This is a genomic window from Streptomyces sp. NPDC087787 (assembly GCF_044743035.1).
Lineage (GTDB): Bacteria > Actinomycetota > Actinomycetes > Streptomycetales > Streptomycetaceae > Streptomyces.
On sequence record NZ_JBIUVQ010000004.1, the window covers coordinates 323,607 to 339,989 of the forward strand.

Genomic DNA, 16,383 nt, shown 5'->3' on the forward strand with positions numbered 1-16,383 from the left:
CCGCAGTGGGCCCGTCCTCGCGCACGCGGGGCGCGCCGCGTGCGCGCCCCTTGGATGAGGTACGGATCGGCGGGCCGAAAACGCGGGTCGGACCGGAAGAAAAGAAATCCGGCGACGGACCCATCCGGACCGGCCCGGTCTCCGAATCCCCATGCGACAGGCAAGTCGGCACTGAGGACGGATCGGCATGACAAGTTTCCCCAGTCTCCCCAGGCGCGGCGGGGGCGCCCCCAGGCGTTCGGTTCCCGGGGAGGGACGCAGAGGCCTCGCCTCTCTCCTCTGCGGCGCGCTGGCCGCCGGGAGTCTCGCGGCCGCCGGCACGGCCGTGCTCGAACCCGGGCGGGCCGCGGCCTCCAGTCACCGGGAGGCGCCGCTCGTCTCGGGCACACCGCAGTACGACAACACGGACCTGTACGCGTTCGTCAGTCCGGACAAGCCCGACACGACGACCGTCGTGGCGAACTGGATACCGTTCGAGGAGCCGGCCGGGGGTCCGAACTTCTACACGTTCGCGGACGACGCCCAGTACGACCTGCACATCGACAACGACGGTGACGCGCAGAGCGACCTGGTCTTCCGGTACACGTTCCGGACGCACGTCAAGAACAAGAACACGTTCCTCTACAACACGGGTCCGGTGCACAGCCTGGACGACCCGAACCTGAACGTGACCCAGACCTACGACGTCGACCTGATCAAGTTCCGCCACCACAGGCAGGTGTCCAGGACACGCCTCGCGGACGCTGTGCCGGTGGCACCGTCGAACGTCGGCAAGGCGTCGATGCCGGACTACGGCGAACTTCGCAAGCAGGCCGTCCACCGGACGGCGGCGGGCGCGGCGACGTTCGCCGGGCAGGCCGACGACCCGTTCTTCGCGGACCTGCGCGTCTTCGACCTGCTGTACGGCGGGGACCTGTCCGAGGTCGGCAACGACACGCTCGCCGGCTACAACGTCAACACGATCGCCCTCCAGGTGCCGAACGACCTGATCCGCCAGTCGGCCGGGCAGCCGGTCGTGGGCATCTGGTCGACGACGCAGCGCAAGAACGCCCGCGGCGGCTTCACGCAGGTCTCGCGCCTGGGCAACCCGCTCGTCAACGAGGTCGTCAACCCGCAGAAGGACAAGGACACGTTCAACGCGTCCTCGCCGGACGGCGACGCGCGGTTCCTGGGGAACGTCACCCATCCCGAGCTGCCGAAGCTCATCGAGCAGATCTACGACATCAAGGCGCCCGCCGAGCCGCGCGACGATCTCGTGGAGGTGTTCCTCAAGGGCGTGAAGGACCTCAACCAGCCACCGTACGTGAGGCCTTCGGAGCAGCTGCGGCTGAACACCTCGATCGCGCCGAGCCCGCACCCGAAGCGTCTTGGCGTCCTCGACGGCGACACCGCGGGCTTCCCGAACGGCCGCCGGCTCACCGACGACGTGATCGACGCCGCGCTCCTGGTGATGGAGGGCGCGCTGCTCGGCGCGAAGAACGACCTGAGCGACGGGGTCGACGCGAACGACCAGGAGTTCGAGAACTCCTTCCCGTACGTGGCCGAGCCGGCGTCCGGTTCGCAGGCACGGGCCGCCGGAGGCACGAGCGCGGACGTGCGCAGCGGGTTGGCCGACGCGTTGCGGCCCAAGGGCGGCTCCGGCGACACGATGCTGATGGCCGGTTCGGCGGCCGCGGGAGCGGCCGGGGTCCTGCTGATCGGCACGGGCCTGTCCTGGTGGCGCCGCCGCTCGCAGCGCGCGTACTGACCCACGCCCCCACCGACCGGCGCGGTCCGCGTTCCACCCGTCCCCCACGACGCGGGCCGCGCCGCCCACCCCACGGCCGTACCTGGGACACGGCCCGGACCACTGAGGCGACCAAGGAGAGGGCATGGCCCGGCGCGACGACCCCACCCCACCGAACGACGAACACGCCACGGGCCCCACGCCGCCTGCGGAACCCCAACCCCCGGAGCACGACCGCGTCCCGGCGGCCCCGCCGAGGGAGGACCACCGCGAACACCCGCACGAGGACACCCCCACGGCCCCGGCGGAGCGCGGGGCCGAAGACCCGCGGGACGGAGATCCCGGAGCCGGAGACCCGCGGGACGACGCCCCCGGGCACGCCGGGGATCGCGGGGCCCGAGGCCCCTGCGACGACGCTCCCGCCGCCCCCGCCGAGCGCGAGGCCGGAGGTTCGCAGGACGGCACCCCCGCCGCCGCGCGGGAACGCGGGGCCGAAGACCCCCACGGCAACACCGTCACCGCTCCGGCACCCCTGGCTGGGCGCGGCGCCGGGAAGAGGCGTCGGCGGCGGTGGGGGCCGATGGCCGGCATGGTGGTGCTGCTGGCCGTGGTCATGACCGGGAGCGCCCTGGCCGTGGGGGCGGCGCGGGACGGCCGTGGGGCGGCCGGCCACGCGGCCGGTGCGCCGGAACCGTTCGTCGGCAACAGTCGCGGCGCCGACGTGACGTCCCTTCAGGCACATCTGCGGGCGCAGCCCAAGGACCACGGCGGATGGGCCGCCCTCGGGCTCGCCTACGTCGAGGAGGCGCGGACCAAGGGCGACCCCGCGCGGTACCCGCAGGCCGAGAAGGCGCTGGCACGGTCGCTGGAGCTGGCGCCCGGAAACGAGCAGGCCCTCGCCGGCCGCGCCGCCCTCGCCGCCGCCCGGCACGACTTCGCCGGCGCCCTGTCCTACGCGGACCGGGCCCTGAAGCAGAACCCCTACAGCGAACGCGCCCTGTGCTCCCGTATCGACGCCCTCGTCGAACTCGGCCGGTACGACGAGGCGTCCGAGGCCGCCGACACCGCCGACGCCCGGCGCCCGGGCGTACCGGTCTTCGCGCGCTACGCCTACGTGCGCGAACTGCGCGGCGACGTCACCACCGCGCGCCGCGTCCTCGAGCAGGCGCTCGCCTCCGCCACCGCCCGCGGCGACATCGCCTACGTCGCCACCCAGCTCGGCCGGCTCGCCTGGAACCAGGGTGAGTACAAGGAAGCCCTCGGCCACTACGCGCGGGCCCTGGCCGCCGACGACGGCTACCTGCCCGCCCTGGAGGGCCGCGCCCGCGCCCGGGCGGCGAGCGGTGACCGCGCCGACGCCGTCAGGGACCTGGAGGACGTCGTCTCCCGCTACCCGCTGCCCGGTCCGCTCGTCGATCTCGGGGAGCTGTACGAGGCCCGCGCCGCCGCCGGGGACCGGGCGAAGGCGGAGAACCAGTACGCCCTCGTGGACGCCTGGATCGCGCTCGCCCGCGCGGGCGGCGTCAACGCGGACCTCGACACCGCGCTCGCGGCGGCCGACCACGGCGACACCGGGGCGGCGCTGCGCGCGGCCCGCGCCGAATGGGCCCGCCGGCACACCGTGCACACCGCGGACGCGCTCGCCTGGGCGCTGTACCGCAACGGCCGCGCCCAGGAGGCCCTTCCCCACGCCCGGCAGGCCACGGCCACCGGCTACCGCAGCGCCGCGTTCCTCTACCACCGCGGCATGATCGAGCGCGCCACCGGCCACGACGACGCCGCCCGCACCCATCTGACCGCCGCCCTGCGGCTGAACCCGGGCTTCTCCCCGCCGGCAGCCCGTGCGGCGCGTACGGCCCTGAAGTCCCTGGAGGCGGCCCGGTGAAGCACCTCCGTACGCTCCGCGCCGCCGCGGCCGCCCTCACCGCGGCCTGCGCGCTCGTCCTCGTCCCGGCCGGCGCAGCCGGCGCCCACCCGCTCGGGAACTTCACCGTCAACCGCTACGACGGACTGGTCGCCTCCCCCGGCGCGCTCCGCGTGGAACACGTCGAGGACCTCGCCGAGATCCCGGCGACCCAGGCCAAGCCGGACATCGAGCGGATCGGCCTCGCCGCGTGGGCCCGGCAGCGGTGCGAGAAGGCCGCACGGGACAGCGCCGTCACCGTCGACGGGGGCACGGTCGCGCTCACCGCGCACAGCAGCCAGGCGCGCGTGCGCCCCGGCCAGGCGGGACTCGACACCCTCCGGGTGGAGTGCGCGCTGAGCGCGCCGCTGCCCGAGGACGCCACCGCCGCCGTCGCCGTCGGCTTCCGGGGCGCGGAGGCGGCGTCCGGGCCCGGCTGGCGGGAGATCACGGCACGCGGCGACCGGATGACGCTCACCGCGTCCGACGTTCCGACGATCTCCGTGTCCCGTGAACTGACCGACTATCCCGCGCGGTTGCTGTCCTCCCCCGCCGACACCGCCGGCGCGTCCCTGCGGGTGCGGCCGGGCGGCCCCGCGCTCGCCGACGACCGGCGCGACGCGCCCGCCGCCTCCGTACTGCCCCGCGGCGCCGACCGCTGGACGCGGGCCCTGGACGACCTGGTCGCCCGGCACGACCTCACCCTCGGCTTCGCCGCCCTCGCCCTGGCCGTCGCGGTCGGGCTCGGCTCCCTGCACGCCCTGGCCCCTGGTCACGGCAAGACCGTGATGGCGGCGATGGCTGCGGCGCGGGGCGGCCGGGCCCGCCTGCGGGACGTGCTGCCGCTGGCCGCCTCGGTGACCGTCACGCACACTCTCGGCGTGGTCGCCCTCGGGCTGCTGGTCGCCGCCGGTTCCGCGGCCGCGCCCTCGGTGATCGCCTGGCTGGGCATCGCGAGCGGCGTTCTGGTCACCCTGGGGGGCGCCGCCCTCGTACGCCGCGCCTGGCGCCACCGCGACCACGGGCACAGCCACGGTCATGGGCACAGTCACGGACACGGGCACACCCACAGCCATGACCACGACCACACCCACGGCCTGGAACACACCCACGGCGGCCACACCCACACCCACCCCGCCGTCCCCACGCTCCGCGGCACCCTGCTCCTGGGTTTCGCCGGCGGGCTGGTGCCCAGTCCGTCCGCCGTGGTGGTCCTGGTGGGCGCGGCGGCGATGGGGCAGGCCTGGTTCGGGCTGCTGCTCGTGGTGGCGTACGGCGTCGGGCTCGCCCTGACCCTCACCGCGGCCGGGTTCGCCGTGGTCAGGCTGGGCAGCGGGATGAACCGGCTGCTGGACGGGCGGCCCCGCTGGACCGCGGGCCCGGCGGCGGCCCTGGTGCGCAGGTCCGCGCCGCTCGGATCGGCCTGCGTGGTCGTCGCGCTGGGAACCGGGCTGATGCTCAAGGGGGCGGTGGCGGCGCTGGGCTGAGCCATCGTCGTCCGGGGGTCCTGGAACGGATCGGCCCGAAGCGGAGACCCCTGCGGGCGGGAGTCTCCGCTTCGGGCCGGGAAGAAGGCCTGGTGGTGACGGTGGGTCAGGCGGCCTTGGTGAACACCGGGAGGTAGCCGCCGGAGTGGCCGGCCGCCGTCGGGTGGTACGACTCGCCGATGCTGAGCCAGTTGACGCTGTGCAGCCAGGAGCTGCCGGAGCAGATCTCGTGGCCGGTGAAGGTGGCGCGGACGTCGCCGAAGACGAAGCCGTGGTTCGCGGCGATCTTGGCGGTGGCGGCGTCGATGTAGTCGGCGGCGCCGTTGATGGCGGAGCGCTTGGCCTCACTGAGGCCCAGGCAGAGCTGTCCGAGCAGGTAGAAGCGGGGGTAGCCGATGACGACCACGCGCGCGTTGGGGGCCTTGGCGCTGATCGTCGAGTAGAGGTTGTTCAGCTTGCCGGGCAGCGTCGAGTCGACGTACGCCCTGGCGGTGTTGATCCGCGAGATGCAGTCGTTGTCGGACTGCAGCACACAGGTCGTCATGACGTCGGAGAATCCCGCGTCGTTGCCGCCGACGGTGATCGAGACGAGGGCGGTGGCGGAGTTGAGCGAGCCGAGCTGGTTGGCCAGCACGTCGTCGGTCCTGGCGCCCGAGCAGGCGTTGAAGGAGAACGAGGACGGGGAGTGGGCGGCGTTCCACAGGTAGGGGTACGCGTTCGTACTGCGGTTGCAACTGCCGCTGGAGCTGATGTAGCTGCCGGCGCCCACACCGGAGGAGTAGGAGTCGCCGAGGGCCACATACGGCCCGTTCGCCGCCAGTTGGGACGCCTGCGCCGTCGTCGCCCCGGTCAGGGCGAGGCCGATGGTCAGGAGGAGAGAGCCGACATAGGCGGAAATTCGGGAACTTCGTCTCATAGAACCTCCCTTTAGCAGGATCTCTGCCGTAACCGTGGTAGCAGCTACGCGTGTTGACTGGAAGTGTCCATGCCAAAACTTTTCAACGATCAATGAAATCCGTTGTGACACAAGCGGGTTGGAAGGTAAGGAACCGGACGCTCGAGAGGGGCGTGCGGGCGCGCGTGAACCCGTACGGCCGCGTCCGCATCTTGACGCGGCAGCGGGGCTGCGCGACATTGAAGCCCGGCATCCGGCGCTTCGGGGGGCAAAGTCGCCAATGCAGACCATACGCATCAAGTCAGTTGCGACACCGGGCACACAGCGGGCGCGGCCGGGGCCGGGGAGGGACCTGACACCGCTGCTCGCGGGCGCCGCGACGACGGCCGGGGGGCTCGGCGCGCTGCTCGCGCTCACCGGCTCCGGCTCCCCACTGCGCGGCCCGCTGACGCTGTTCTTCCTGCTCGCGGCGCCGGCCGCGGCCATCGCCGCCGCGCTGCGCGGGCTGGATCCCTTCGGTCGCGCGCTCGTCTCGCTTGCGGGCGCGGTCGCCCTCGACATGCTGGTCGCCCAGGGGATGCTGGCCGTGCACCGGTGGTCCGTCGGCGGCGGACTGCTGGCCGTCACCGCGTTCTGCTCCCTCGTTCTCCTGCTGGTTCTGGTGCGGCGCGGGCGCGGCCGTACGGCGAGAAGACAGGGCTCCTGACGTGGACATCAGCGTGTACCGCCCCGGCGAGCTGACGGCCGCCGACCGGGCGGCGTGGACCGCGATGCAGTCCAAGGCTCATCTGCACGGCGCGGAGGAGCTGGCGAACCCTTTCCTGTCCCCCGAGTTCGCGCTCGCGGTGGGCCGGTGCAGACGCGGCGTGCGGATCGCGGTGGTCCGCGAGGACGGCGAGCCCGCCGCGTTCTTCCCGTTCCAGAGATCGGCCACAGGCGTCGGCCGGGCCGTCGGGCTCGGCGTCTCCGACTGCCAGGGCCTGGTCCACCGGCCCGGCTACACCTGGGACGCCCGTGAGCTGCTGCGAGCCTGCTCGCTGGCCGTCTGGGAGTTCGACCACCTGGTGGCGGGCCAGGAGCCGTTCGAGGCGGGAGCCTCCGGCACCTTCCCGTCCCCGGTCATGGACGTCGACCAGGGGTACGACACCTATCTGCGCGAACTGCGGGACCGCTCACCGAAGTTCACCCGGACCACGCTCGCCAAGGAGCGGAAGCTGGGCCGCGACGCGGGCCCGGTGCGCTACGTCCACGACGAGCGCGACCCCGCCGCACTGCGCCGGCTGATGGCCTGGAAGTCCGCCCAGTACCGGCGGACCGGGCGCAGCGACCGCTTCGCGTCCGAGTGGATCAGCCGCCTGGTCACGCGGCTCTTCCACACCCGCTCGGACCCCTTCGCGGGCATCCTGTCGGTGCTGTACGCGGACGGCCGGCCGGTCGCCGCCCACTTCGGACTGCGCACCGAACGGGTGCTGGCCTGCTGGTTCCCGGCCTACGACCCGGCGTACGCGAAGTTCTCCCCGGGACTGATCCTGCATCTGCGCATGGCCGAGGCGGCTGCCGCCGACGGCATCGCGTACCTGGATCTCGGCCGGGGCCAGAAGGAGTACAAGGACTCCCTGAAGACACGCGAACTCAGCGTGTCCGAGGGCTGGGTGACACGCCGTCATCCGGTGGCGGTCGGACACCGGGCGCGCCGCGCCCCGGTCCGGGCGCTGCGCAACGCGGTGCTGTCGCGGCCGGAGCTGTTCGAGCCCGCGGATCGGGCTCTGAAGCGCATCGGACAAATCCGCTCCAGGCACTGAACAGCACACACAGGGTCGCGTTACGGCAAAACCAACAAAAACGTGAGACTTGGTTCCAGGTCTTGCCATACTGGTGCAATCGTCAATACCGTCGTACATCTCACCCGCATCGGACCGTCTGCAAGCGGCTCAAGGGGAGGGCTCAGGGGCCGGGACGTTCTGGCGCGGAGCGCGGTAGGGGGGTGCCGTGCTCGGTGACCGCAGGTGTGACCGAGCCGTGCCGCGCGACCGGCTGCCGTTCCGCGGCACGCCGGACAGCTTTGCCAGCTCACCCGGCGTGTCCGACAGAACCGTTCCGGCGCGCCCCGGGTGATCAACCCCCCTTTCGAACCGGATACACAGCCGGGCCGCCCGAGGGGCGGGCGGTCCGCCGGACGAGAGGGAACACCACTCATGAGTTCCGTTCTGCGCTCGCCTTCGTCGGAACAGGATCCGACGCTCGCCGCGGAATACCGGCCCATCTCCTCGCACTTGGCCATCACCCCGCCGGTGAGCGTGGTGATCCCCGCCATGAACGAGGCGGAGAACCTGCCCTACGTCTTCAAGACGCTTCCGGACTGGATCCACGAAGTGGTGCTCGTGGACGGCAACTCCACCGACGACACCGTCGAGGTGGCCCGGGCTCTGTGGCCCGAGGTGAAGGTCGTCGGGCAGCGCGGCAAGGGCAAGGGGGATGCCCTGATCACCGGCTTCGAGGAGTGCACCGGCGACATCATCGTGATGGTCGACGCGGACGGCTCGGCCGACGGCGGCGAGATCGTCTCCTACGTCTCCGCCCTGGTCTCGGGCGCGGACTTCGCCAAGGGGTCCCGGTTCGCCAACGGCGGCGGCACCGACGACATGACCTTCATCCGCAAGCTCGGCAACTGGGCCCTGTGCACGGTGGTCAACAGGAAGTTCGGCGCCCGCTACACCGATCTGTGCTACGGGTACAACGCGTTCTGGCGGCACTGCCTGGACAAGATCGAGCTGGACTGCACCGGCTTCGAGGTCGAGACGCTGATGAACATCAGAGTGGTCAAGGCCGGGCTGAAGGTGCAGGAGATCCCCAGCCACGAGTACCTGCGCATCCATGGCATGAGCAATCTGCGTGCCGTGCGGGACGGGCTGCGCGTGCTGAGGGTGATCCTCGAGGAGCGCTCCAACCGGCGCGAACTGCGCCGCGAGGCACGCCGGATCCGCCGGTCGCCGATGCTCGACGCGGTGCGGGGAGAGGCGTCTTGAGCGGTCTCGGCATCTCCGTCGTGATCTGCGTCTACACCGAGGACCGCTGGGAGGACATCCTCGCGGCGGTCTCCTCGGTGCGGGCGCAGTCCCGGCCGGCCCTGGAGATCCTCCTGGTGGTGGACCACAACCCGGCACTGCTGGAGAGGCTGGCCGAGGAGTACGCGGAGGACCTGGGCGGCGGCGAGGTGCGGGTGCTCGCCAACGCGGGTCCGCGCGGCCTGTCCGCCGGCCGCAACACGGGTATCGCCGCCTCCCGCGGCGAGGTCGTCGCCTTCCTCGACGACGACGCCGTGGCCGAGCGGGACTGGCTGCGGCACTTCGCCGAGGGGTACTCGGACCCGCGCGTGATGGCGGTCGGCGGCCGGACGGTCCCGGTCTGGGCGTCGGGCCGCCGGCCGGCCTGGTTCCCCGAGGAGTTCGACTGGGTGGTGGGCTGCACCTACCGCGGCCTGCCGCCGGGCCGGGTCCGGGTGCGCAACGTGCTCGGCGGCAACGCCTCCTTCCGGCGTACGGCGTTCGACGCGGCGGGCGGCTTCGCCACGGGTATCGGCCGCGACGGCGACAAGCGGCCACTGGGCTGCGAGGAGACGGAGCTGTGCATCCGGCTCACCCGGGCCCGGCCGGACGCGGTCCTCCTGATCGACGACCGGGCGGTCATCCACCACCGGGTGCCCGAGGCGCGCGAGCACTTCCGCTACTTCCGCACCCGCGTCTACGCCGAGGGCCTGTCGAAGGCGCTGGTCGCGCTGAGCGTCGGCGCGGCCAAGGGCCTCGAGTCCGAGCGCCGCTACACCACCCGGGTACTGCCCGCCGGTCTGGCCCGCGGGCTGCGGGACGCCCTGCTGGCCCGCCCGGGCGCCGCGGGCCGCGCCGGCGCGATCGTCGCCGGCGTACTCACCGCCGCGAGCGGCTACGCCGTCGGCACCGTGAGGGCCCGCCGAACCGACCCGGCCTTCTCGGTGCCCCGGACGGGACGGACCCCACCAGACGGAAGGACCACCCGGCCCCCGTCCAGGGCGACGCCCACGCGGACGCCGCCGGGCGAAGGGGCCACGCCATCCCCGCCGAGCGGGACGACCACCCCGAAGGCACCGCTGGACAGAAGGGCCGCGCAGTGCCCGCCCAGCGGGACGGCCGCTCAGGACGAGAAGGGATCTGCCGTATGAACGGCCGTGCCGGCTTGCCCGTGCCCGTGCTCATGTACCACGCGGTCTCGGCGGAGCCCAACGAGGCGACCCGGGATCTGTCCGTGACACCGGAGGCGTTCGGGGAGCAGATGGCCGTGCTCAAGGACCGCGGCTTCCAGCCGGTCACCACGGCCCGGCTGGCCGAGCACTGGCGTGGCACCGGCCTGCCCCCGCTGCCCGCGAACCCCGTCCTGATCACCTTCGACGACGGCTACGAGGGCGTGCACCGCCACGCCCTGCCGACGCTGGACCACTACGGCTTCCCCGCCACGCTGTTCGTCTCCACCGGCTGGATCCGCGGCGCCCACGACACCGGAGGCGGCCTGGACACCATGCTCGACTGGGACCAGGTGCGCGAACTCTCCGCCGGCGGGGTCGAGATCGGCGGGCACAGCCACACCCATCCGCAGCTCGACCAGCTCGACGACGACACCCTGTGGTCGGAGCTGATCCGCTGCAAGGAGATCGTCACCGCCGAACTCGGCTCCGTGCCGGCCTCGTTCGCCTACCCCTACGGCTACTCCAGCCACCGGGTGCGGACCCTGGTGCGGGGCGCCGGCTTCACCCAGGCCCTCGCCGTCGGCAACGACCTCGCCCGCCGGCGTCAGGGCCCGTACGCCCTGCGGCGGCTCACCGTGCGCCGCAGTACGACCACCGAGGAGTTCGAGCGGATCGTCCAGGGCCGCGCGATCACCCGCGACTTCGCCCGGGACCGCGCCCTCACCAAGGGCTACGCCATGGTCCGCAGAGCCCGACAGGTCCGCCGGAAGGCCATCCGTACCCGTGTCTGACACGACCACCACCACCGAGGCATCGGCCACCGGGCCCGAGGCGCCCGAGCAGCCGGGGCGCCGGCTGCGACTGCCCGGACGGGGCCGGTCCCCCGGCGGCAACCCGCTGTTCCGCAACGCCTACGCGCTGATGCTCAACACCGGTATCTCCGCGGTGCTGGGCCTCGGCTACTGGCTGGTCGCCGCCCGCTACTACTCCGACGACGCCGTCGGCCAGGGCTCGGCCGCCATCGCCGCCATGAAGCTCCTCGCCGGGCTGACCGCGGTCACCCTCACCGGCGCCCTGGCCCGCTTCATCCCGGTCTCCGGCCGCGCCACCCGGCATCTCATCGCCCGGACGTACATGGGCAGTTCGGTGATCGTGGCGTGCGCGGCCGGGGTGTTCCTGCTCACCCTCGACGTGTGGGGACCGTCGTACCGCTTCCTGCACGGACTCGCCCACGGTCTCGGTTTCGTCGTCGCCGTCATGGCCTGGAACCTGCTCACCCTCCAGGACGGGGTGCTGACCGGACTGCGCAGCGCGCCCTGGGTCCCGGTGGGCAACACCGTGTTCTCGGCGGTGAAACTGGCCCTGCTGGTGGGACTGGCCGCCGCGATCCCGACCACCGGCGTCTTCGTCTCCTGGGTCGCGGCGATCGCCTTCTCCATCGTGCCGCTGGGCTGGCTGGTGTTCCGGCGCCTGGTGCCCCGGCACGTACGGGCCACCGAGGACCATGCCCGGCCGCCGACGGCGAAGGAGCTCGGGCGGTTCCTGGCGGGCGACTACACCGGCTCCCTGTTCTCCCTCGCGGTCGTCTACCTGGTGCCGGTGATCATCGCCGCGCAGGTCAGCTCCGCCGACAACGCGTACTTTTACATCACCACCACGATCGGCGGCACGGTCAACCTGCTCGCCATCAACATGGGCGCCTCGCTGACCGTCGAGGGGTCGCACGACCCGGCCCGGCTGGCCGCCAACACCCGTGCCGCGCTGAAGCGGATGGTCCGCATCATGCTGCCCATCTGCGGGCTGCTGTTCCTGCTGGCCCCGTACATCCTGCACGTCTTCGGCGAGGGCTACGCCAACGCCGCCACCCCTCTGCTGCGCTGGTTCGCCGTCGGCGCGCTGCTGCGGGTCGTGATGGAGACGTACTTCGCGGTGCTGCGCGCCCAGAGCCGTACCGCCGGACTGGCCTGGCTACAGGGCCTGTTGTGCGCGCTGGTGCTGGGTCTGACGCTGCTGCTGCTCCCCCGGATGGGGCTGACCGGCGCCGGAGTCGCGGAGATCTCCAGCCTCGCCGTGATCGTCGCGATCGCCGCGCCGAAGCTGTACCGGACCGTCAGGCCCGGGGCCGCCGCTGGCGTCCCCGACGACGCGGCACCCGACGGGGACCTCGCCGATCTGGGGGCGCGCGAGGCCCCCGCCCGGACCGCGCCGCACCGGACGCCCGCCTGGGCGCTGGAGTCCGGCACCCTCGCCCTGGGCATCCACGCCGACTTCGACCACGTGGAGCGCCGCCCGGACGTGCGGCCCGGACCGGGCGCCCCGCCCGCCGGCACCACCGCCAAGGACCCCGGCCGGCCACCGGCCGGACCGCACGGGCCGCAGGCCCTGGGGCTGCCCGTCCAGGAGCTGGGTCCGGCCGGCGGACCGGAGGTGGACGCCCCGTTCGGGACGAAGGAGCGTGCCGTCGTACCGGACGGGACGCACACCACCGGCGGGTCGGCCGGCGTACCGGAGGCGGCCTCCGCGGCCGTGGACCGGCCCGGCGTAGAGGCGGCGGCCCCGGCGGAAGACGCCTCGGCGGAGGAGACCGGTCCCGCCCGGGGCGGCGGCCCCGCCCCCTCCTGGCGGGAGCGGCTCGTCCCCACCCGGGCCGGTGTCCTGCTCGGCTGCCTGCTGATCACCGCGCTGCTGCTGTACTGGGTGCCCGCGCTGCGCCTGGACGACTCCGACCTGGACCGGATGGGCGGCCTGGGCCTGATCTCGGTGCTGCCGCTGCCGACCCTGGCCGGCGCGGCGCTGCTGACCGGGGTGTTCGCCGCGCTGCTGTGGCTGCGCCGCGAGCACCGGACGCTGCTGCTGGTCACCCTGGTCGCCACCGTCGTCTCCCTGCACGCCCTGCCCGCGGTGATCGAGAGCGCGCCGCGCTTCGCCACCGCCTGGCAGCACCTCGGTTTCATCGACTTCATCGACCGCACCGGTTCGGCCGTACCGGACCTGGACGCGCGGTGGAGCTGGCCCGGGTTCTTCGCGGTGGCCGCCTTCGTCGCCCGCGCCTGCGGTCTGAGCGACTTCACCGAGGTCATCCGCTGGTGGCCGCTGACCGTCCAACTGCTCTACCTGCCCCCCATGTTCCTGCTCACCCGTTCGCTGCGGGCGAGCTGGCGGGCCAGATGGACCGGTGTGTGGATCTTCGTGCTCAGCGGCTGGGTGGGCCAGGACTACTTCTCCCCGCAGGGCTTCACCTATCTGCTGTACCTGGCGTTCGTGGCGATCCTCCTCGTCTGGTTCCGGGCGCCGCGGATGCTGTGGACCACGGCGCGGCCGGGCGAGGCGGAGGTGGAACCGGCCGACCGGCGGCAGCGGGCGGTGCTGCTCCTGGTGGTGATCGGCCTGTTCGCCGCGAGTGTCCCCGCGCACCAGCTCACCCCGTTCGTGATGCTGGGTGTGCTGGCCGTGCTGGTCCTGGTCCGCAGGTCCGAACTGCGCGGCCTGCCCGTGCTGTTCGCCGTGATGGCGGCCTTCTGGCTGGGTTTCATGGCCGAGCCGTACTGGTCGGGGCACTTCGACGAGCTGTTCGGCGGGGTCGGCGGGGTCGGCAGCAATGTCTCGACGTCCGTCTCGGGCCGCATCCAGGGCGGCGACTCGACCCATCAACTGGTGCTGTACGCACGCGTGCTGCTGGCCGGTTCCGTGATGGCGTCCGCCTGCTGGGGCTGGTGGCGGCGGCGCGAGCACAAGTACCGGGAGCGGTCGCTGCTGGTGCTCGCCTTCGTGCCGTTCCTCGGCTTCGGCATGCAGTCCTACGGCGGCGAGATGGCGCTGCGGGTCTTCATGTTCGCCCTGCCCGGGGCCGCGCTGCTCGCCGCGCTCGCGCTCTTCCCGCGCACCGGGGCCACCGCGGAGGAGCGGGACAAGGACTGGGTGAGCCTCGCGCCGCTGGCCGCGCTGATGGCGGGCCTGCTGCTGATGGGCGGCTTCCTGGTCGCCCGGTGGGGCAACGAGACCTTCGAGCGGATCCGGCCCGGCGAGGTCGCGGCGATGGACTACGTGTACGCCCACGACCGGCCGACGGTGCGGCTGCTGTGGCTGAGCAACGACCCGGCCACCAACGTCACTCCGGCCATGCCGTGGGGCGCGCGGGACATGGAGCGCGTCGACTACGTGCCCACCCTGGCGCCGGCCGACCCGGTGCTGGTCTCCGGGCTGGTCGAGTCGCTGAAGGACGCGGGGCCCAACGCGTACCTGATGGTCAACCGCAGTCAGGTGACGTATCTGCGGATGGACGTGGGCTACTCGGCCGCCTGGGAGTCGCGGCTCGTGCGCAACCTCGACGACCGGCGGGAGCTGAGGAAGGTCCTCGCCAACGACGACGTGACCCTGTACGAGCTGCGCGAGCGGCCCGGCGGTCCTGTGCCCGGGCCGCATCCGGGTCCGATCGGGCCGAAGGTGACGTGGACGCCGTGGTCGGTGGCCGGCGGACTCGCGGCGCTGGCGCTGACGGTGATGCTGACGGCCCGGGAGGTCGTCCGGGTCGCGATGCGGCCCAGTGTGCGCCGGCTGCGGTGGCTCAGGATCAGCTTCTGGTTCTCGCTGCCGCTGCTTGCGGTGCTGTTCGCCTCGCTGGTGCAGCGGTTCCTGACGCTGGGAGGCGGCTGAGCACGCGTCGGGTGAAGCGGCTGCGGCGGTCTACCGCCGCAGCCACTTCACCTCGTACGCCTTCAGGTCGAAGCGCCTGCCGTCGACCCGCGCGCTGATCGTGCGGTTCAGGGTGTTGACCACCAGGACCGTCCGGTCGTCGGCCAGGACGCGCACGTTGGGCACGTCGTCCGGGGCGACGGACACCGTCCTGTACCCGGTGCCCGGCGGGAACGCCCGGCCGAAGCGGGAGACCAGGTCGTGCATGGGCAGCGCCCGGCCGCCGCCGGAGGAGCCGGTCGGAGTCCACAGGCAGCCGGGGCAGTCGCCCGTGCGGTTCTCCGGGTTCCAGTAGAAGCCGGTGGAGGCACCGCCCTTGGCCATGGCGATCAGGCCGGCGGCCTGGACGGCGACGCGGTGCGGCTCGGACCACTCCTTGCGGTCGTCGTTGCGGTCGGCGGGCTCGACGTAGTACTCGGCCCACCACAACGGCAGTCCGCCCGTCTGCCGCCGCACCCAGCGGCCGACGTCCGTGAGCTTGTCGGTGGCGCGGAACTCGTCGGGCAGCAGGTCGTCGTCGTTGGTGTAGCTGGAGCCGTCCACGACGACGAAGTCGGCGCCCGCCTTGTGCCGGTTCCAGTAGGCGAAGGCGTCCAGGACCCGCTGGTCCATGGCTCCCCAGGGGCCGCGCAGGACGGTGGAGGCGTCCTGGTGCCGTGGGTCGACGCTGTCCATGACCAGGTACGGTCCGCCCACCATGATCTTGGGGTCGACCTGCTTGAGCGCCTTGTGGACGAGGTTGTAGAGGTCGGTGTAGCCCTCATAGTCCCAGCGGCTCTCGGCGTTGTTCCAGAAACCCTTGAACTCGTTCCAGACGATGAAGTGGCGTACGTCCGGGTAGCGCCTGGCGACGGTCGCGGCGAGGGCCGCGTAGTCCTTGTAGTGGTCGCGGGCCGGGGCGGTCTCCAGGGCCTTCTGGCTCCAGTCGGTGTTGTCCGCGCCGGCCCGGCCGCCCTTCATCCAGTCGGGCGCGCAGCACAGCGTGATCACCGGGGTGCCGCCCGAGGCGCGGACGAAGTCGATCCGCCGGTCCAGCGCCTCGAAGTCGTAACGCCCCTTGACCGGCTCGGGGTTGTCGGCGCCCCAGCCCATGATCGCCTGGTTCTGCGGCAGGCCGCCGTCCTTCGACAGCAGCGCCTCGACCCGGCCGGTCGCGGCCGCGCCGCCCTCGTCGGCGCTGAACTGGGTGTGGGTGAAGCCCCAGCCGACGTCCGGCACGTCCGCGCCCCGCGGGGTGGCCGGTGTGCCGTGCACCCTGTCGCCGTCGCGTGTGGTGCCCTCGGTGCTCGCGCCGCCGGGCAGCGTGCTGATCAGGGCCACGAGCAGGGCCACCGCCGTCGCTCCCACGCCGAGCAGCGCGGTGAGCCGCCACCGACCCGCCCCCATATTCCCCCCATGACGTGTCATCAAGGACCACAGTACGGGCGGAAATCATCCGCGGGACAGGGTTGCGGCAGGCTCGGC

Annotated in this window: 10 protein-coding genes and 1 pseudogene; 9 read left to right on the forward strand and 2 right to left on the reverse strand. The window is 72.8% G+C overall.

What is annotated here, in order from left to right; all coding sequences use genetic code 11:
• Positions 1-187: 187 nt before the first annotated feature.
• The 3 genes from ACIOWN_RS09395 (at position 188) to ACIOWN_RS09405 (ending at position 5,116) form a co-directional block, all read left to right on the forward strand.
• Positions 188-1,747: a DUF4331 domain-containing protein gene (locus tag ACIOWN_RS09395; protein ID WP_362346792.1), complete on the forward strand. Its 1,560-nt coding sequence runs from the start codon at positions 188-190 to the stop codon at positions 1,745-1,747.
• A 124-nt stretch (positions 1,748-1,871) separates the two neighbouring features.
• Positions 1,872-3,611: a tetratricopeptide repeat protein gene (locus ACIOWN_RS09400; RefSeq protein ID WP_401981320.1), complete on the forward strand. Its 1,740-nt coding sequence runs from the start codon at positions 1,872-1,874 to the stop codon at positions 3,609-3,611.
• Positions 3,608-5,116 carry a nickel transporter gene (locus ACIOWN_RS09405; protein ID WP_362346789.1) on the forward strand — a complete coding sequence of 503 codons (1,509 nt, stop codon included), beginning with the start codon at positions 3,608-3,610 and terminating at the stop codon, positions 5,114-5,116. Before ACIOWN_RS09400 ends, ACIOWN_RS09405 begins: the two co-directional genes overlap by 4 nt.
• A 106-nt stretch (positions 5,117-5,222) precedes the next feature.
• Here ACIOWN_RS09405 and ACIOWN_RS09410 read toward each other — a convergent pair whose 3' ends face one another.
• Positions 5,223-6,032 (reverse strand): SGNH/GDSL hydrolase family protein, encoded by an 810-nt coding sequence (locus ACIOWN_RS09410; protein ID WP_362346787.1) that lies wholly within the window; start codon positions 6,030-6,032, stop codon positions 5,223-5,225.
• A gap of 259 nt (positions 6,033-6,291) precedes the next feature.
• Here ACIOWN_RS09410 and ACIOWN_RS09415 point away from each other — a divergent pair, with 259 nt between their 5' ends.
• The 6 genes and pseudogenes from ACIOWN_RS09415 (at position 6,292) to ACIOWN_RS09440 (ending at position 14,880) form a co-directional block, all read left to right on the forward strand.
• Positions 6,292-6,717 (forward strand): hypothetical protein, encoded by a 426-nt coding sequence (locus ACIOWN_RS09415; protein WP_362346786.1) that lies wholly within the window; start codon positions 6,292-6,294, stop codon positions 6,715-6,717.
• A 1-nt stretch (position 6,718) separates the two neighbouring features.
• Entirely contained in the window at positions 6,719-7,813 is a 1,095-nt protein-coding gene (locus ACIOWN_RS09420; protein WP_362346784.1) for a GNAT family N-acetyltransferase, read from the forward strand.
• 393 nt (positions 7,814-8,206) lie between these two features.
• Positions 8,207-9,037: a glycosyltransferase family 2 protein gene (locus tag ACIOWN_RS09425; RefSeq protein ID WP_401981324.1), complete on the forward strand. Its 831-nt coding sequence runs from the start codon at positions 8,207-8,209 to the stop codon at positions 9,035-9,037.
• Positions 9,034-10,002, forward strand: a pseudogene (locus ACIOWN_RS09430) (glycosyltransferase family 2 protein); the annotation flags it as partial. The gene ACIOWN_RS09425 and the pseudogene ACIOWN_RS09430, both read left to right, overlap by 4 nt.
• Before the next feature lie 200 nt (positions 10,003-10,202).
• Positions 10,203-11,018 (forward strand): polysaccharide deacetylase family protein, encoded by an 816-nt coding sequence (locus ACIOWN_RS09435; protein WP_401981326.1) that lies wholly within the window; start codon positions 10,203-10,205, stop codon positions 11,016-11,018.
• Complete coding sequence (locus ACIOWN_RS09440) at positions 11,011-14,880, forward strand: lipopolysaccharide biosynthesis protein (RefSeq protein ID WP_401981329.1); 3,870 nt, start codon at positions 11,011-11,013, stop codon at positions 14,878-14,880. The genes ACIOWN_RS09435 and ACIOWN_RS09440 overlap by 8 nt, the downstream gene beginning before the upstream one ends.
• A 30-nt stretch (positions 14,881-14,910) precedes the next feature.
• Here the strand turns inward: ACIOWN_RS09440 and ACIOWN_RS09445 are convergent, their stop codons facing one another.
• Entirely contained in the window at positions 14,911-16,326 is a 1,416-nt protein-coding gene (locus ACIOWN_RS09445) for a xylan 1,4-beta-xylosidase (RefSeq protein ID WP_401981332.1), read from the reverse strand.
• Positions 16,327-16,383: the final 57 nt, after the last annotated feature.